This is a genomic window from Streptomyces flavofungini (assembly GCF_014650815.1).
In the GTDB taxonomy this organism is placed as follows: domain Bacteria; phylum Actinomycetota; class Actinomycetes; order Streptomycetales; family Streptomycetaceae; genus Streptomyces; species Streptomyces flavofungini.
In genome coordinates, this window is the sequence record NZ_BMVR01000001.1 from 905,009 (window position 1) to 923,124 (window position 18,116).

Genomic DNA, 18,116 nt, shown 5'->3' on the forward strand with positions numbered 1-18,116 from the left:
CGCCCCCTATCGGCGAGGAGACCGCCCCCGTACAAACCGCTGGCGTCACCCGCTCCGCCACAAGCAGAATCAGCCGATGGAGCCCGTCACCCTCACCACCGAGCGCCTGCTGCTGCGCACCTTCACGCCGGACGACATCGACGAGGTGTACGCGGCCTGCCAGGATCCCGAGATCCAGCGCTGGACCACGGTCCCGTCGCCCTACGCGCGCGTGGACGCCGAGGGCTTCGTCGGCCGCATGGTCCCGGACGGCTGGCGCTACGACATGGAGTACACCTGGGCCGTACGCCCGCGCGGCGGCGGCCCCCTCGTCGCCGCCGCCAGCCTGCACCACCCGCGCTCGGGCGCCTGGGAGATCGGCTTCTGGACCGCCGCCGAACACCGCGGCCAGGGCTACATGACCGAGGTCGCCCAGGCCGTCGCCCACTGGTCCTTCGAACGCCTCGGCTGCACCCGCCTCGAATGGCGCGCGGAAGTCGGCAACCACGGCTCCCGCGCGGTAGCCGAAAAAGCCGGCTTCACCATCGAAGGCACCCTCCGCGCCGCCCTCCTCAACAAGGGCACCCTCCGCGACTGCTGGGTAGGTGCCCTGCTCCCCTCGGACATCGCCCTCCCGTCCCTCCAGCCGTACCTGCCCAGCCCGTCCGGCGCTTGAGGACGAGCGCGCAGCGCGATCGGCGCGGGCTGCCCCACCCGCACGGCACGGCGAGCGAACAGCTGAGGCCCAGGGGGTGCGGGGCCCCGCGAGGCCCCGCACCCCACCCCCGCTGTCAGACCCTCCCCCTATCGTTCCGCCCATGACGACGAGCATGCCGCGCCCCCACCTCACCCTCTCCGCCGACGAGGCCCGCCGCATCGCCCTACGAGCCCAGGGCTTCCTCGGCGCCCCCGACCGAAGGTCAGGCGTCCGCGGCGTGCTCCGCCACCTCGGCGCGGTCCAGCTGGACACGATCTCGGTCCTGGCCCGCTCCCACGAACTGATCCCGTACGCCCGCCTGGGCGCGGTGGGCCGCAAGCAGGTCGAGTCGTCGTACTGGACGGCCACACCCCCCGGTACGACCCCGGCACGACCCCACGCCTTCGAGTACTGGTCCCACGCGGCCTGCATCCTCCCCATCGAGGAGTGGCCCCACTTCGCCTTCCGCCGCCGCGCCTACCGCGCCCGCCCGCACTGGCACCACGACCTCCCGGACGGCGCGTACGACCAGGTCATCAAGCAGCTCCGCGCCGAAGGCCCGCTCACGGCGACGGAGTTGGGCGGCGCGAAGAACAAGGGCGAGTGGTGGGACTGGTCCGACTCCAAGATCGCCGTGGAGCGCGCGCTGATGTACGGCGAGGTGGTGTGCACGGAGCGCCGCTCCTGGAAGCGGGTGTACGACCTGGCGGAGCGCGCCGTCCCGGACGAGCTGCTGCACGACGACCTGGACGACAAGGAGTGCGTACGCCGCCTGGTGGCCCTGGCGGGCCGGTCCCTGGGCGTGGGCACGCGCGCGGACATCGCGGACTACCACCGCCTGAAGGGCGAGGAGTTCGACGCGGTGGTGGCGGACTCGGGCCTGGTCCCGGTGGCCGTGGCGGGCTGGGACAAGCCGGCCTGGGCGGACCCGCAAGCGCTGGCGACACCCCCGCGCGGCCGCCACCGCACCACGCTCCTGTCGCCGTTCGACTCCCTGATCTGGGAGCGGGCCCGCACCGAGCGGATCTTCGGCTTCACGCACCGCCTGGAGGCGTACGTCCCCAAGCCGAAGCGGGTGTACGGCTACTTCGCGATGCCTGTCCTCGCGGGCGGCCGTCTGGTCGGCCGCGTGGACCCCGCGCGCGAGGGCTCCACGCTGGTGGCCAAGCAGGTGTCCCTGGAGGGCCCGAAGGCGGTACCCGCGGTGGCGCAGGCGCTGCTCGAGGCGGCGCGGTGGGTGGACTGCGACTCCGTACGCATCGAGCGCGTCGACCGTCCGGAGCTGACCGCGGACCTGGTCCGAGCGGTCAGCTGACCTCGGCTCCGCCCGGCCCCCGACCGGGGCCGCCGCCGGGGATCAGCGGATCTCGAGGATCTTCTCCCGCATCGCGTAGACCACGGCCTCCATCCTGGAGTGCAGCTGCAGCTTCTCCAGGATGTTGCGCACGTGGTTCTTCACGGTGTTCTCGGAGATGAACAGCTCCTTGGCGATGTCCCGGTTGTTCATCCCCGTGGCGACGAGCTTGAGGACCTCCAGCTCCCGGTCGGTCAGCCGGGGGGCGGGCACGAGCCGCCGCTCGTCGGTGCGCTGGATCATCGACTTGAACTCGGTGAGCAGCTTCGAGGCCATCGAGGGGCTGATCTGCGACTGCCCGTCGGCCACCGCGCGGATGGCCGTGGCGACCTCGTCGGTGGAGATCTCCTTCAGGAGATAGCCGGTCGCGCCCGCCTTGATGGCGTCGTAGAGATCCGCTTCCTCGTCGCTGATCGTCAGCATGATGATCTTGGCGCTGGGCGCCACCTCCTTGATGGAGGTGCACGCCTCGATGCCGCCGCGCTTCGGCATCCGTACGTCCATGAGCACGATGTCCGGCAGCAGGTCAGCGGCCTTGTCCACCGCCTCGGCGCCGTCGCCGGCCTCCCCGACCACCTGGATGTCCTCCTCGGCGGCGAGGACGATCTCCAGGCCGCGACGGAAGAGCGCGTGGTCGTCCACGACCAGGACCCTGATGGGCTCCTTGCGCGGGGCGCCCGCGTCCGTGCCGATGCCGATGCCGTCACCGGCATCTTCGCTCCGCATCGGTCCGAAGCTGTCCGCCATCGTTCCTCCCCCTGAAGGCCAGGGCCAGTCTCTTGCCTTGGCTGCGCCAACCCTAGGCAGAGTCAAGCGGGTTGGGCCGTCGGGCCCATGATTCCATGCCCGACCCCCCGGTCGTGCGCCCAGTGGTCGCACGGGGGTGCCCCTGGGGGCGCACCAGCGCTCCAGGGGCACCCTTCCGTGCGCTCCGCGAAGGGAGTGTCAGCCGCCGAGGACCCCGCTCCCGCCGGCCTGCGGGTGCGTGACCATGGGGTCGGTGTTGAGGCGGATGACGCCGTAGTCGTAGGCGTGCCGCCGGTAGACGACGCTGGGTTCCTTGGTCTCGGAGTCGACGTACAGGTAGAAGTCGTGTCCGACCAGTTCCATCTCGTAGAGCGCCTGGTCGAGGGACATGGGCGCCGCGACGTGCGTCTTCTCGCGGACCACGAGGGGGCCTTCGCCCTGGATCTCCAGGGAGCCGATCCTGGTGGTGGGCACGCCCTCGGGCTCTTCGTCACGGACCAGGCTGCCGTCTCCGTTGAGAAGCGCCGCGTCCGGGACCTGGGTGGCGACTTCAGCGGCGGTGAGCCTGCCGTTGCCGCGCCTGTTGTGCCGCTTCTCGTGCTGCTTGCGCAGTCGTGCCTCGAGCTTGGCGGTGGCCAGGTCGAGCGCCGCGTACTGATCCGACGCCGAGGCTTCCGCACGGATCACGGGTCCACGTCCACGGACGGTGATCTCCACGCGGTCGGAACGGTCGGCCTGACGCGGGTTGGTTTCCTTGGACACCTCGACGTCGAGGCTGATCACCTTGCCGTCGAGCTTCTGGATCTTGTCCAGCTTCAGCTTCTCGGCCACGTGCTTGCGGAACCGCTCGGGCACCTCGGTCTTGCGGCCCTTGACGACGATGTCCACGCAGAACTCCGTTCCCGGATAGCTCCGCTGCTTCGGCGGAGCTTCTCCCTTTTGCACCAGGCCCCGGAAACTCCCGGAGCCTCGGACTCGGTGACTTCCACCTCCTCCTCCCCCGTGGACAAGATCTCCACCCCACCGGCCCCGGGTGATTACGGAGAACCCAGAGACCAGCATTCCGATATGCGAGGGGCGCAGTCCGCCGTTCCTCACAACCGAACATATCTCGCCCGGACGGATGTCGTCACCCTCTACTGACACGTACCTCCATTCGGGTGGATAGGCCCTCTCACTACCTGCAACGATGAAAGTTCTCGGTCAGTTCCGGTTTATTTCGAAAGAAGTCGCGGAAGTGGCGACAACTGCTGCCTGGATGATGTTTAAGCGCGCCATTCCGCTGGCCGGACGCCCTTTCCCGGCCCTCCCCACGACGCCGTCCCGGCCGCTCCAGCTTGGCCGGAACCCGACCTGGCGCTCCGCCGCCACCTGTGTCCTCCGTCCGATCCTGTCGCTCCCTCTGCCCTCGCCGGTCACCCCTGCCGCCACCTCCTCCTGACCCCGCTGGCCCACCCGGCCCTCGGCACCCTCCGCGCCCTCCGCACTCTCGCCGTCCCCCTCGCCCCCTGCCCTGTCGCCTACCCCGTGTACGCCACATACGCCTCCCAACGCCCGCGCCGCCTCGGTCAGCGAGGCACCCGTCGTCATGAGGTCGTCCACGACGACGATCCGCCCCGCACCCCGCAGCAGCCGCCCGGCACCGGCCGCCACCTCCAGCGCGCCCGACAGGTTCGCCTGCCGCTGCCGGGAGTTGAGCCCCGCCTGATCCGCGACCACGCGCCGCTGCCGCAACACGGACAGCACGCTCACCGGCATCCCGGCCCGCCGCAGCTCCCCCGCCGCCGCCAACGCGATCCGGCGCACCGGGTCGTGCCCGCGCGCCCGCACCGACCGCCGCGCGGACGGCACCGGAACCAACAGCACAGGCCCTACAGGGACTTGGCCCACGGCCCCGTCCGCCGCCACGCTCTCCGCCCCGTCCACCTCCGCGGCCCGGAGCCCCGCCAACACCGCCCCCGCGAGGGCCTCGCCCAACACCCCCGCCAGCGGCAGCGCGCCCCGTTCCTTGTGCGCGAGCAGCACCGCCCGCACCGCTTCCCCGTACGGCGCGGCCGCGTGCACCACCGGCAGCCCACGCGGCTCCGGGTCCGGTCGCACCCCGCGCGGCGCCGCCCCGCACAGCGCGGCCCGGCACCCGGCGCACAGCGCCACGCGCGGCCGCCCGCAGCCCGCGCAGTCAGCCGGCAGCACCAGATCCGTGAGGTCCTGCCACCACCCCCGCATGTCCCCACTGTGCCAACCCGCACGCCGCCCGGCCACCCCTGTGGACAACCACCTGTGGATAACTCGGCGCACCCCGATTGACCTGGGACGAAGCGCTGTTGGAGGTGGGAGGGACCACGCGCTGAAGGAACGCGAGGCCCGACGGCGAGGGCACGGGGAGTGCGCGGGTGCGGATGAGGACGAGGAGCGGAACCGCCCCCGTCCGACCGGGTCCGGCGCACCCGGGCCAGCCCGGCCAGGTCCGGCTCACCTCGGCCAGCATCGGCACACCCGGGCCAGCCCGACCAGCACCGACTCACGCAGACCAGCCTGGCCAGCCCGACCACCACCGACTCACTCACCCGGACCGGAGGGAAGCCCTCCAGACCAAGAGGAACCCCTCACCCGGGGTAGATCGGCGCCGTCCCCTCCTTGACCACGGTCTGCCACTGCGCCCCGGACGGCAGCCGCACGATCCCGTCGTCCGAGTGCGCCACCAGCGGCTGCCGCTCGTCCTCCGACGCGGCGATCTCCTTCGCGCCGGTGAGGCCGGGCAGCGTCGCCCCCGTCCGCGCGGACCCGTCGCACTGGACGTACCGCATCTGCTGCACACCGCCGGACTCACGGCCGACCACCACGAGGCGGCTGACGCCAGCCCAGGACATGGCGGTGACCTCCTCCATCTGCGGTGCCGCCTCAAGCAGTTCGACGACGGAGATGTCGGGCTGTCCGCCCTTGCCGTCCGTCCACTCGACGCGGCCGATCTGCAGCTTGGTCTCGCCGTTCTTCGTCACCAGGAGCGCGACCCGCACCCCGTCGGCCGCGACCCGCACCGCCTCGATGCGCCCGTTCAGGTCGGGGACGCGGACCTGGACCGGCTCGCCGGTGCCCTCCGAGAGCCACAGCAGCCGCGGCCGCTTCCGGTCCCGGTCGGCCACCCACAGGTTGCCCCGCCCGTCCCAACTGGGCGTCGAGAGGCCGTCCTTCTCCGACTTGGCGTGGGAGCGCAGCTCCGGCCCGCCGAGCGTGGACTTGGACACCACCGACGTCGTGTAGAGCCGCCGCCCGTCGGGGGACACCCCGGCCGCGTGCTCCTCGTCGCGGGACACCGCCGCCGAGCGCAGCGGCTGCTCCTCGTCGCCGAACGGCCCGGTCACCGGCTCGGGCGCGGCGTTGCTGCCCGCGTTCCCGGGCATCCGGACCAGGCGCTTCTTCTCGTCGATGAAGTACTGGTACGCCGGGAGGTCCGCCGTGCGGTGCGGCGCGACGGTCTCGGCGCGGTCCTTGCTGAGGACACACAGCTGCGAGCCGTTTCTGCGCTGCAGTTCCACCTGTTCCACGCCGGAGGCCGTCAGGTCCTGGAGCGTGAAGAGCAGTTGGGCGGCCACCTGCGTGCACTGATCGTGCCCGAGCGTGTCGGCACGGTCGTTCAGCGGCACGACCAGCTTGTTCTTGTCGTCGGGCGTCAGCGACTTGGTGCCGGAGGCGAGCCGCGCACCTATCGGGACCGCCGAACGCACCACCGGCGCGAGCCAGTTGCTGGGGCCGTCGAGCAGCGCCCGCACCGTCTCGGTCAGCGGGTCGATGCGCTGGCGTACGTAGATGGGGTCCGCGACGAGCCCCTGCTGCCCGCCGGGCCTGTCACGGGTTTTCACGTTCCCCGGAGGCAACGCGAAGTAGTACTTGTTGACGGCCTGGTAGTTCCGCTCGAAGTCGGACTCGCCGATCACGACGCCCGAGGGCGGGACGTCGATGCGCCACACCGGGCCGTTCGGGCCGCTCTGCTGGGTGAGGTGCACGGCCTGCCGGTACTGCTTCGCGTCGGGCTTGTACGCGCGCTGCGCGTTGACCGTGGCGAGCCTGCGGCCGGTCAGCGAGTACGTGCGCTCGCCCTCGCTGTTGTTGCCCACGTTGTCCGCGACCGTGTTCGGGCCGTCGGCGAGCACCGTGGTGGAGCGCTCCGGGTGCCAGTTCTGGGACGCCTTCTTCGTGAGGTACTTCCGCGCGATCGCGAAGTCCGGGTCGTCGCTGGTCAGCGCCTCAAGGAAGCCCTGGACGATGTCGACGGCACCCGCGTCCTCGGGCGGCGGCATCGCGTACACCCGCACCTGGGACTGCGAGTCGGGCCGCTGCGAGGCGTCGACCTTCTTCATGTTGCCCTCGTCGGGCATGGCGGCACATCCGGCGACCAGCACGCCGCACGCGGCGAGCACCACTCCGGTGCGCAGCGGGCGTATGCGCCCCCGCAGTTGACCCTCAGCGCCCACGCGAGGCCTCCTCTTCCCTGCCCGCGACGGCGTCCGCGCCGGTGGGGACGTCACTGTCCGCCGACGCATCCGTGCTGATGGGGGTGTCACTGTCCGCGCCTGCGTTCGCGCCGGAGGCGTCGCCGTCCACGACAGCGTTCCCGCCGGTCGAGGCATCACTGTCCACGACGACGTCAGCACCCGCTGGGACGTCCCTGTCCGCCGGGGCACCTCCGTCTACGGAGCCGTCGCCGACGGTGTCCGCATCGGCCTCCGCGGCCGCTGCGGCACCCGTATGCGAATCGCTCTCTCCGTAGAGGCCGATTTCCACGTCCGCGCCGAACCTTCCGCCCGCTACGGACGCGTCGTCCACGCCGGACTCGAATCCGTCCCTGACCGCCAGGCTCGCAGCGGACTCCCCGCCCACTCCGGAGGCCGCCCCCGACTCCTCCCAGGCCTGTCGCGGTACGACCCGCGCCCCGCTGCCCGGCAGCGCCGTCGGATCCACGTCCAGGGCGGCCGACGCGGCCAGCCGGGGCGCGATGGGCGCCTTGGCGGGCACGGGCGGCGGCACCCGGTCCGGGGGCGCCTGATGGGGCACTGTGGCCCGCTTCGTACCGCCCCCGAGGGGCAGCCCGGCGCCGTTGAGGCCGCGGTGGCGGCGGGAGTCGTCGGGCTCCAGCGGTATCGGTGAGCCCCGCAGCGGCTCGTCGGCCGTGCGCGGCAGCGTGAGCCGGAACTGCGACCCGCCGCCCGGCTCGCCCCAGGCCTGCAGCCATCCGCCGTGCAGGCGCGCGTCCTCCAGGGCGATGGAGAGCCCGAGGCCCGTCCCGCCGGTGGTACGCGCGCGTGCCGGGTCGGCCCGCCAGAAGCGGCTGAACACGCGCGTGGCCTCGCCGGGCTTGAGCCCGACCCCGTAGTCCCGCACCGCTACGGCGACGGCGCCGCCCGCGGCCGCGAGGCGGACCACCACATCCTTGCCGTCGCCGTGCTCCACGGCGTTGACGACGAGGTTGCGAAGCACCCGCTCGACCCGCCGTGCGTCCGCCTCGGCGACGACGGGCTGCTGGTCGCCGACGACCCGTATGTGGATGCCCTTGCGCTCCGCCAACGGCTCGGCGCCGCCCACGACCCGGCGTACCACCTCACGCAGATCTATCGGCTCGGCCTCCAGGGCCGCCGCGCCCGCGTCGAACCGGCTGATCTCAAGCAGGTCGGCGAGCAGTGACTCGAAGCGGTCCAGCTGGTCGGCGAGCAGCTCCGCGGAGCGGGCCGTCACCGGGTCGAAGTCCACGCGTGCCTCATGGATGACGTCGGCGGCCATCCGCACGGTCGTCAGCGGCGTACGCAGCTCGTGCGACACGTCGGAGACGAACCGCCGCTGCATCCGGGACAGCTCCTCGAGCTGCTGGATCTTGAGCTGGAGATTCGACGCCATCTTGTTGAAGGCCTCACCGAGGCGCGCGATGTCGTCCTCCCCGGTGACCTTCATCCGTTCCTGAAGGCGCCCCGCGGACAGCCGCTCGGCGATCCCGGCCGCCATCCGCACGGGCGTGACGACCTGACGCACCACCAGCCAGGCGATGGCCCCGAGGAGCACCACCACGAACAGACCGGCCGTGGCGAGCGTGCCGCGCACCAGGTTCATCGACTCCTCTTCCTGCGTCAGCGGGAAGAGGTAGTAGAGCTGGTACGAGTCGCCGTTGAGGTCGCTGAGCTGCTTGCCGATGACCAGGCCGGGCTGGGACTCGCGGTGGTCGATGAAGTCGATGCGCGTATTGCTCTGGTACGCGAGCGAGCCGCCGTCGACCCGGTCGCGCAGGTCCACGGGGACGCTCTCGATCGGGTCCACGCCGCCGGAGGCCCGCGGCCCGCGCACGCTGCCGCTGTCGCTCGCGCTGGAGCTGAGCGTGACTACGTAGAAGGCGTTCTGGCCGCCGCTGGCGAGCTGTTCAGCCAGCTCGGACAGCCATACGGCGGCGTTCTGTGCGGTGGGACCGTCCGCGGCGTCACCGCCCTGGCCGGTGGGCTGGTGAGCGGTGTTGGCCTGCTCCTGGGCGGCCCGGAAACCGCCGTCGGCCTGGCTCTGCGCCGCGTTCACCTTGGCCTTGAGCAGGCCGTTGCTCACCGAGCTCATGACGACGAAGCCGAGTAGCAGCACCACACCGAGCGACATCAGAAGCGTCGTGACGACGACTTTCAGCTGGATGTTGCGCCGCCACAGCCGCATCATCGGCAGCAGCGGGCGGCGCACCCAGCGCGTGAAGAGCCGCAGCAGCGGGCTGCTGCCCTGCACGCCGCCCTGCAGCATCAGACCGCTGTCGACCAGCGCCCCGAACCGCGGACCGCGCCGCGGCGGGCTCGACGGCCGCACAGCCCGCCCCGGCCGCGTTCCCGGTTCGCCGGGCGCCGGAGAGGAACTGTCCCGGGACACGTCAGCTCGGTCCGGCCTTGTAACCGACGCCACGGACGGTCACGACGATCTCCGGACGCTCCGGGTCGCGCTCGACCTTGGAGCGCAGCCGCTGCACATGCACATTCACCAGGCGGGTGTCCGCCGCGTGCCGGTAGCCCCAGACCTGCTCCAGGAGCACCTCGCGCGTGAACACCTGCCACGGCTTGCGGGCCAGCGCCACCAGCAGGTCGAACTCCAGCGGCGTCAGCGCGATCGACTGCCCGTCCCGCTTCACGGAGTGCCCCGCCACGTCGATGACCAGGTCACCGATGGCCAGCTGCTCCGGCGCGGGCTCCTCGGAACGGCGCAGCCGCGCACGGATGCGGGCCACCAGCTCCTTGGGCTTGAACGGCTTGACGATGTAGTCGTCGGCCCCCGACTCCAGACCGACCACCACATCCACGGTGTCGCTCTTGGCCGTGAGCATGACGATGGGCACCCCGGACTCCGCCCTGATCAGGCGGCACACCTCGATGCCGTCCCGGCCGGGCAGCATCAGGTCGAGGAGCACCAGATCGGGCTTGGCCTCCCGGAAAGCGGCCAGCGCCTTGTCGCCATCAGCTACGAACGACGGCTCAAAACCTTCACCACGCAGCACAATCCCGAGCATCTCGGCCAGTGCGGTGTCGTCGTCGACGACAAGGACTCGTCCCTTCATGCCTGACATCATCCCATTCTCATAACGGCAGCGAACACGGTGGTGAGATAGGTCACTGACCAGCGACGTTAACCGCGTGTGCCCGCTGGTGTCTGCCCGTGTTCGCGACCGTTGATGTCAGTAACGGATGCCGGGCCCGGATCACCTTGCCCGCACGGCCGGCGAAGATACGCCGAGCTATCCGCTGAGAGCTTCCACGAGGTTGACGAAGAAGTCCATGCCGAGCACGGCGACGACCGCCAGTCCGATGACCGTCAGCGAACAGAGCAAAGCGATCACGACCATGACCGCCGGGCACTGTACAGAGCCACGGAGAGGGGACGTCACCGCCTCACGACGTCCCTCTACTAGCTGATCGTCACCTGGCGCGACCTGGCGCACAGCTCGGCGAGACCCTCCGCCGTCACGGGTGAGACGGCACCCTCCTCCGTGACGATCGCCGTCACCAACTCGGGCGGCGTGACATCGAACGCCGGGTTGTACGCCTGCGTCCCCAGCGGCGCCACCGCGATCCCCCCGCCCGCCTCCGCCCCGGTCCCCGCCACCGGCACGAAGGGCACTGTGACCTCCGTCACCTCATGGCCGGCCCGCTGCTCCACCTCGATGGCGGCCCCGTCCGGGGTCTCCGGGTCCACGGTCGTCACCGGCGCCACCACGATGAACGGCACGTGGTGATAACGGGCGAGCACCGCGAGCGGATAGCTCCCCACCTTGTTGGCCACCGACCCGTCGGCCGCGATCCGGTCGGCGCCGATCAGCACGGCGTCCACCTCACCGGCCGCGAACAGCGAACCCGCGGCGTTGTCGGTCAGCAGCGTGTACGGCATGCCGTTGCGCGCCGCCTCGTACGCCGTCAGCCGGGCGCCCTGGAGCAGCGGCCGGGTCTCGTCGACCCACAGCCTGCGCAGCCGCCCCTCTCGGTGCGCGGCGAGCGCCACCGCGAACGCCGTGCCCTCGCCTCCGGAGACCAGCGCCCCCGTGTTGCAGTGCGTGAGGACGCGGTGGCCGCCGCCGGGCATCAGCTCGTCGAGCAGCGCCAGGCCGTGCACCGCCATCCGCCCGCTGGCCTCGGCGTCCTCCGCGTGCACCGCCCGCGCCGCGGCGAGGACCGCCCCCGCCGCCCTCCGCTCGTCCGCGCCACCGGCCAGCGCCTCGCGGTACGCCGTCTGGGCCCTGCGCGCGCCGTACGCCAGGTTGACCGCGGTGGGCCGCGCACCCGCGAGGGCGTCGGCGGCCTCGTCCACGTCGAAGCCGCGGGCCGCGGCCAGCGCGACGCCGTACGCACCCGCGATGCCGAGCAGCGGGGCCCCGCGCACCGCGAGCGTCCGGATGGCCTGCACCAGGGCGGGTGGGTCGGTGCACACCAGCTCGCTCTCCTCACCCGGCAGCCGGGTCTGGTCGAGGAGGACGAGGACGGGCCCCTCCGGTGGCTCGTCCCAGCGGATCGCGGGAATCGCGGGGATCGCGGGGATCTCAGGGATCTCGGACGGCCGCACGGCCTCGCCGGATTGCGCGTACTGATCAGCCATCCGCCCAGTCTGCCCGCTACCCGCCGGACAATAGAAGGTGTGCAGCCCATACAGCGCCAGCGCTCGGCCTCCGCGGCACCGCGCCTGGCCCCGGGGCAACCGCCCCGTGGCACGATGGCTGCCAACCTGCCGCCGCGACGGCGGACGGGCACTGTGAAGGAGCGACGATGAACGACACTCCGGGCTGGGCCTCGCCCGGATCTGCCCCCTCCGACGGCCACGACCCCGGCAAGAAGGGGTCCGACGAGCCCGCGGACCAGCCGAGCGGCCCGGGCTCGAAGTGGTCCAAGGAGCAGCCGCCGCCCGCCCAGTGGTCCGCGCCCAGCCCGCCGGCCCCCGGCCAGAACCCACCACCGCCCGCGCCTCCCGGCCAGGGCTGGGGCGGAGGTCCCGGCGGCCCGGGCGGTCCCGGTGGCTCCGGAGGGCCCGGCTGGGGCAGCGGTCCCGGTGGCCCCGGTGGCCCGTACCGCGGCTGGGGCGCCTGGCAGGGCCCGCCGGCCGCCGCCAAGCCCGGCGTCATCCCGCTGCGCCCGCTGGCCGTCGGCGAGATCCTGGACGGCGCGGTCTCCACGATGCGTACGTACTGGCGCACGGTCCTCGGCATCTCGCTGACCGTCGCCGTCGTCACCGAGCTCTGCCTCGTCCTCCTCCAGGGTCTGGTCCTCAACGACAACACCAGCCTCGAGGCCCTCGACGACTCCAGCGCGACCTCCGGCGAGGTGGCGCGCGCCCTGCGGGACACGCTCCTCGGCTTCGGTGTCGTCATCGTCGTCATGCTGCTCGGCACGATCGTCGCGACCGCCCTGTTGACGATGGTCACGAGCCGGGCCGTGCTGGGTAAGTCGGTCACCACGGCCGAGGCCTGGCGCGACGCGCGGCCGCAACTGTGGAAGCTGCTCGGTCTGACGCTGCTCCTGCCGCTCATCGCCATGGGCGTGGTCGCCGTCGGCACCGTGCCCGGCCTCCTGGTCACGCTCGCCGGCGGGGGCGACGGCGGGATCGCCCTCATCTTCCTCGGCGGGATCGCGGCAGGCGTCGTCGCCGTCTGGCTGGTGGTCCGCTTCTCCCTCGCCTCCCCCGCGCTGATGCTGGAGAAGCAGGGCGTGAAGCAGGCGCTCCGCCGCTCCACGAAGCTGGTGCGCCTCTCCTGGTGGCGGGTTTTCGGCATCAACCTGCTGGCCATGGTCATCACGAACGTCGTCGTGTCGATCATCGGCATCCCGTTCACCCTCATCGCGGGCGCGGTCAGCGGCGACGGTGTGTCCGGCTTCCTGGACAGCAGCACGAGCGACGTCGGCTGGACCTTCCTGATCGTCAGCGGCATCGGGCAGGTGATCGGCTCCATGCTGACGTTCCCGATCACCGCCGGGGTCACGGTGCTCCTCTACATCGACCAGCGCATCCGCCGCGAGGCCCTCGACCTCGAACTGGCCCGCGCCGCCGGTGTGCCGGGCCACGGCCCCACCGACGCCCCCGGCACACCGGGGAGCTGATGCGGTGACGCCGGCGGGGGCGGTACTCGACGTGCTCGGCGCGGCCGCACGGCTGCCGCACGCCTTCTTCGGCGCGGCCTCCGCGCCGCCGCGCCCCGGCTTCCGGGCGGCCGTGGTGCCGCCCGGAACCGGCGTCGCGGTGGGCATGTCACCCCCCGGCTCCGGCATCCGTACGGGCGTGACGCTGCCCCGCACCGGCGACGACCCCCCGGTGACGATCCCGAGCGGCCCCGCGCGGGAGGCGGCCGAGCGCGAGCTGTCCAAGCCGATGTACCACGAGAACGACCCGAGCCTCCTCCAGCGCGCCCTGAACCGCTTCTGGGGCTGGGTCGACGACCTGTTCGGCGCGGCTTCCGGGGCGGCCCCGGGCGGTGTGATCGGCCTGGTCGTCATCGTGCTCGCGGTGGTGGCGGTCGCCGCGGCCTTCTGGTGGCGCCTCGGCACCCCCCACCGCACGCCCACCACCTCGGCGGCACTCTTCGACGACCGCCCGCGCAGCGCCGCCGAGCACCGCACGGCCGCCGAGACGCACGCGGCCCAGGGCCACTGGACCCAGGCCCTCCAGGAGCGGATGCGGGCGATCGTGCGCTCCCTGGAGGAACGCGCCCTCCTCGACCCGCGCCCCGGCCGCACCGCCGACGAGGCAGCCGCGGAGGCCGCCCGCCCCCTGCCCGGCCACGAGGACCGCCTGCACGCGGCGGCTCTGGAGTTCGACGACGTGACGTACGGAGGCCGCACGGCCACGGAAGCGGCGTACCACCGGCTCGCCGACCTGGACCGCGACCTGGAACACACCAAGCCGCTCCTCACCACCACACCCGACGCCCCGGCCAGCGCCTCCTGGGGAGCCATCCGATGACGGACTCCCCCGGCACCCCGCCCACACCTACGCCCCACACGCCCCAGGCCCCCGCCGGGCCACCCACCAGCGCCCCCGGAGCACCCGCCAGCACGCCCGCCACGCCCACCGCCGCCCCCGCACCGGCCACCGACGGCCCGCCCCCTGCCGATGGATCGACCCCCGTCAGCGGACCACCGGACGCCCCGTCGACCTCGACGGCCCCCACCCCCCGCCAGCTCTGGACCCGCACCCGAGGAATCGTTCTCGCCGCCGTCGTCCTCCTGGGAACCGCCGTCGCCATCGCGGCCGTCCGCTCCAACGCCGAGCACGGCAAACTCGATCCGCGCTCCGCCGACCCCTACGGCAGCCGCGCCGTCGCCGAACTCCTCGCCGACCGGGGCGTGTCCACGCGCGTCGTCACCACCACCGCCGAGGCGCGGTCCGCCGCGGGCCCCGACACCACCCTCCTGGTGGCCAACCCGGACCTGCTCACCGACCGTCAGCAGTCCCAACTGCACGACGCCACCGAGGGCTCCGGCGGCCGCACCGTCCTGGTCGCCCCCGGCACCCCGTCGGTGGCGAAGCTCGCCCCCGGGGTCGCCGCGGACGCCACCCCCAGCGACGACTCGACGCTGTCCCCGGACTGCGACCTGCCCGCGGCCCGCCGCGCCGGCTCCGCGGACGTCGGCGGCATCCGCTACGACTCCCTCGCCCCCGGCGCCGAGTCCTGCTACCGCTACGACGGCCTGCCCAGCCTTCTCGTACTCCCCAGCACGACCGCGAAGGACGGCTCTCCGGAGACCGGCGACAACCCGGAGGACACCCCACAGGAAGCCCAGGAAGGCACCACGGGGAACACCCCGGAGAAGTCCCCGGCGCGCGGCGACACGGTCGTCCTCGGCGCCCCCGACATCCTCCACAACGACCGCCTCGACAAGCACGGCAATGCCTCGCTCGCCCTGCAACTGCTCGGTTCGCGCCCCCACTTGGTCTGGTACCTCCCCTCGCTCTCCGACGACGCGGTCGACGACACAGCCGACGACAGCTTCTTCGACCTGATCCCCTCCGGCTGGCTCTGGGGCACGCTGCAGCTCACCTTCGCCGCCGTCCTCGCGGCCCTGTGGCGCGCCCGCCGCCTCGGCCCCCTCGTCCCCGAGAAACTCCCCGTCGCGATCCGCGCCTCCGAGACCGCCGAGGGCCGCGCCCGCCTCTACCGCAAGGCCGACGCCCGCGACCGCGCCGCCGCGGCCCTGCGCGCGGCCACCCGCACCCGACTCGCCCCCCTCATCGGCGTCCCCACCGCCCAGGCCCATACGCCCGAAGCGCTCCTGTCCGCCCTGACCAGCCGTCTCCGCACGCCCGGCCAGGACCTGCTCCCCCTCCTCTTCGGCCCGCCCCCCGGCGACGACGCAGGGCTCATCGCCCTCGCCGACCAACTCGACGCCCTCGAAAGTGAGGTACGTACTTCATGATGGACCCGACCACTGACAACGCCGGGAGCTCCGGCGGCGCCCGCTCCTCCCTGGAGTCCCTGCGCACGGAGATCTCCAAGGCCGTGGTCGGCCAGGACCCCGCCGTCACCGGCCTCGTCGTGGCCCTGCTCTGCCGCGGCCACGTCCTGCTCGAAGGCGTCCCGGGCGTCGCCAAGACCCTGCTCGTACGCGCCCTCGCCGCGTCCCTCGAACTCGACACCAAGCGCGTCCAGTTCACCCCCGACCTGATGCCCAGCGACGTCACGGGCTCCCTCGTCTACGACGCCCGCACCACCGAGTTCTCCTTCCAGCCGGGTCCGGTCTTCACCAATCTCCTGCTCGCCGACGAAATCAACCGCACCCCGCCCAAGACCCAGTCGTCCCTCCTCGAAGCGATGGAGGAACGCCAGGTCACGGTCGACGGCACCCCGCGCCCCCTCCCCGAGCCGTTCCTCGTCGCCGCCACCCAGAACCCGGTCGAGTACGAGGGCACGTATCCCCTCCCCGAGGCCCAGCTGGACCGTTTCCTCTTGAAGTTGACGGTCCCCCTGCCCAGCCGCCAGGACGAGATCGCCGTCCTGACGCGCCACGCGGACGGCTTCAACCCGCGCGACCTGCGCGCCGCCGGCGTGCGCCCCGTGGCGGGCCCCGAGGACCTGGAGGCGGCCCGCGCGGCCGTCGCGAAGACAGCCGTCTCCTCTGAAATCACCGCCTACGTAGTCGACATCTGCCGCGCCACCCGCGAATCGCCGTCCCTCACGCTCGGCGTGTCCCCGCGCGGCGCCACAGCCCTGCTCTCCACGGCCCGCGCCTGGGCCTGGCTGACGGGCCGCGACTACGTCATCCCCGACGATGTGAAGGCCCTCGCCCTCCCCGCGCTCCGCCACCGCGTCCAACTGCGCCCCGAGGCCGAGATGGAGGGCGTGACGGCCGACTCGGTCATCAACGCGATCCTCGCCCACGTCCCGGTGCCCCGCTGATGCCCCTGACCGGCCGCACCGCGCTCCTGGCGGCCCTGGGCTCCCTCCCCGTAGGCATCGTGGAGCCCAGTTGGACCGGCATCCTCGCGGTCAACGCCCCGCTGGCCCTGGCCTGCGCCTGCGACTTCGCCCTGGCCGCTCCGGTACGTCGCCTCGGCCTGACCCGCTCCGGCGGCACTTCCGTACGCCTCGGCGAGCCCGCGGACGTCCAGCTCACCGTCACCAACCCCACCAACCGCCGCTTGCGCGCCGAGGTCCGCGACGCCTGGCCGCCGAGCAGTTGGCGGCCGGGCACCGAGGTCACCGCGTCCAGGAACCCCCTCGACGTCCCATCCGGCGAACGCCGCCGCATCACGACCCGTCTGCGCCCCACCCGCCGCGGCGACCACCGGGCCGACCGCGTCACGATCCGCTCGAAGGGCCCCCTGGGCCTGTTCAGCCGCCAGGGCAGCCACCGAGTCCCCTGGACTCTCCGCGTCCTGCCGCCGTTCGCCAGCCGCAAGCACCTGCCGTCAAAACTGGCCCGCCTGCGTGAACTCGACGGCCGCACCAGCGTGCTGATCCGCGGTCAGGGCACGGAGTTCGACAGCCTCCGCGAGTACGTTCCCGGCGACGACACCCGCTCCATCGACTGGCGCGCCACCGCACGTCAGTCCTCGGTGGCCGTCCGCACCTGGCGCCCCGAACGGGACCGCCACATCCTCCTGGTCCTCGACACCGGCCGCACCTCCGCGGGCCGCGTCGGCGACGCCCCACGCCTCGACGCGTCGATGGATGCCGCTCTCCTCCTCGCCGCCCTTGCCTCCCGCGCGGGCGACCGCGTGGACCTCCTCGCCTACGACCGCCGGGTACGCGCCCTGGTCCAGGGCAAGGCCGCAGGCGATGTGCTGCCGTCCCTCGTCAACGCCCTGGCCCCCCTCGAACCCGAGCTCGTCGAGACTGACGCCCGCGGCCTCACGGCGACAGCGCTCCGCGCCGCCCCCCGAAGCTCTCTGATCGTGCTGCTCACGAGCCTCGAAGCGGCCCCCATCGAGGAGGGCCTGCTGCCGGTACTCTCCCGACTCACGCAGCGCCACACGGTGCTGGTCGCCTCGGTCGCCGACCCGCACATCACCCGGATGGCGAAGTCCCGGGGAACGGCAGAGGCCGTGTACGACGCGGCAGCAGCAGCCCAGGCGCAGGCAGAACGCCAACGCACAGCGGAACAACTCACCCGCCACGGCGTCACGGTCGTCGACGCCACCCCCGACAATCTGCCGCCCGCACTGGCTGACGCCTACTTGTCCCTGAAGGCAGCGGGCCGCCTGTGAGACAACGAGCCGTGGGAAAGGAAGAAGAGAAAGCCACCGGAACGCAAAAAAAAGCCGTATCCCCCGAGTCGAAACTCGGGGGATACGGCTTTATCAAAATTAGTTCGGCGGCGTCCTACTCTCCCACAGGGTCCCCCCTGCAGTACCATC

General features: G+C 72.5%; 14 protein-coding genes. 7 read left to right on the top strand and 7 right to left on the bottom strand.

The features are described from left to right. Positions 1-76: 76 nt before the first annotated feature. Both IE274_RS03780 and IE274_RS03785 read left to right on the top strand, forming a co-directional pair. Positions 77-655: a GNAT family N-acetyltransferase gene (locus tag IE274_RS03780; RefSeq protein WP_190114037.1), complete on the top strand. Its 579-nt coding sequence runs from the start codon at positions 77-79 to the stop codon at positions 653-655. A gap of 142 nt (positions 656-797) precedes the next feature. After that, the gene (locus IE274_RS03785; RefSeq protein WP_190114038.1) at positions 798-1,991 is read left to right on the top strand and encodes a winged helix-turn-helix domain-containing protein; all 1,194 of its coding nucleotides are present in this window, start codon (positions 798-800) and stop codon (positions 1,989-1,991) included. A gap of 42 nt (positions 1,992-2,033) precedes the next feature. Here IE274_RS03785 and IE274_RS03790 read toward each other — a convergent pair whose 3' ends face one another. The 7 genes from IE274_RS03790 to mtnA form a co-directional block, all read right to left on the bottom strand. After that, a complete protein-coding gene (locus IE274_RS03790) occupies positions 2,034-2,777 on the bottom strand; it encodes a response regulator (RefSeq protein ID WP_016645733.1) in 744 nt (247 codons plus the stop codon). Between the two features lie 198 nt (positions 2,778-2,975). Further along, the gene (gene hpf, locus IE274_RS03795; RefSeq protein WP_372447251.1) at positions 2,976-3,665 is read right to left on the bottom strand and encodes a ribosome hibernation-promoting factor, HPF/YfiA family; all 690 of its coding nucleotides are present in this window, start codon (positions 3,663-3,665) and stop codon (positions 2,976-2,978) included. 315 nt (positions 3,666-3,980) lie between these two features. Continuing rightward, positions 3,981-5,003, bottom strand: a complete 1,023-nt coding sequence (locus tag IE274_RS03800) for a ComF family protein (protein ID WP_190114040.1) — start codon at positions 5,001-5,003, stop codon at positions 3,981-3,983. Positions 5,004-5,383: 380 nt separating this feature from the next. Further along, complete coding sequence (locus IE274_RS03805; RefSeq protein ID WP_372447252.1) at positions 5,384-7,249, bottom strand: LpqB family beta-propeller domain-containing protein; 1,866 nt, start codon at positions 7,247-7,249, stop codon at positions 5,384-5,386. After that, a complete protein-coding gene (gene mtrB, locus IE274_RS03810) occupies positions 7,239-9,662 on the bottom strand; it encodes an MtrAB system histidine kinase MtrB (protein WP_229909141.1) in 2,424 nt (807 codons plus the stop codon). The genes IE274_RS03805 and mtrB overlap by 11 nt, the downstream gene beginning before the upstream one ends. A gap of 1 nt (position 9,663) precedes the next feature. Further along, positions 9,664-10,353, bottom strand: a complete 690-nt coding sequence (mtrA, locus tag IE274_RS03815; protein WP_189176211.1) for a two-component system response regulator MtrA — start codon at positions 10,351-10,353, stop codon at positions 9,664-9,666. Between the two features lie 335 nt (positions 10,354-10,688). Then, a complete protein-coding gene (gene mtnA / locus IE274_RS03820; RefSeq protein ID WP_190114042.1) occupies positions 10,689-11,870 on the bottom strand; it encodes an S-methyl-5-thioribose-1-phosphate isomerase in 1,182 nt (393 codons plus the stop codon). 167 nt (positions 11,871-12,037) lie between these two features. Here mtnA and IE274_RS03825 point away from each other — a divergent pair, with 167 nt between their 5' ends. From IE274_RS03825 to IE274_RS03845, 5 genes are all read left to right on the top strand, one after another. Next, on the top strand, positions 12,038-13,363 hold the full coding sequence (locus IE274_RS03825) for a DUF7847 domain-containing protein (RefSeq protein WP_190114043.1): 1,326 nt from the start codon (positions 12,038-12,040) through the stop codon (positions 13,361-13,363). Positions 13,364-13,508: 145 nt separating this feature from the next. Beyond that, the gene (locus IE274_RS03830; RefSeq protein ID WP_190114151.1) at positions 13,509-14,222 is read left to right on the top strand and encodes a DUF4129 domain-containing protein; all 714 of its coding nucleotides are present in this window, start codon (positions 13,509-13,511) and stop codon (positions 14,220-14,222) included. Beyond that, the gene (locus tag IE274_RS03835; RefSeq protein WP_229909143.1) at positions 14,219-15,676 is read left to right on the top strand and encodes a DUF4350 domain-containing protein; all 1,458 of its coding nucleotides are present in this window, start codon (positions 14,219-14,221) and stop codon (positions 15,674-15,676) included. Before IE274_RS03830 ends, IE274_RS03835 begins: the two co-directional genes overlap by 4 nt. Beyond that, positions 15,676-16,656: an AAA family ATPase gene (locus tag IE274_RS03840; protein WP_372447253.1), complete on the top strand. Its 981-nt coding sequence runs from the start codon at positions 15,676-15,678 to the stop codon at positions 16,654-16,656. The genes IE274_RS03835 and IE274_RS03840 overlap by 1 nt, the downstream gene beginning before the upstream one ends. Beyond that, a complete protein-coding gene (locus IE274_RS03845) occupies positions 16,656-17,966 on the top strand; it encodes a DUF58 domain-containing protein (RefSeq protein ID WP_190114045.1) in 1,311 nt (436 codons plus the stop codon). Before IE274_RS03840 ends, IE274_RS03845 begins: the two co-directional genes overlap by 1 nt. Positions 17,967-18,116 lie beyond the last annotated feature (150 nt).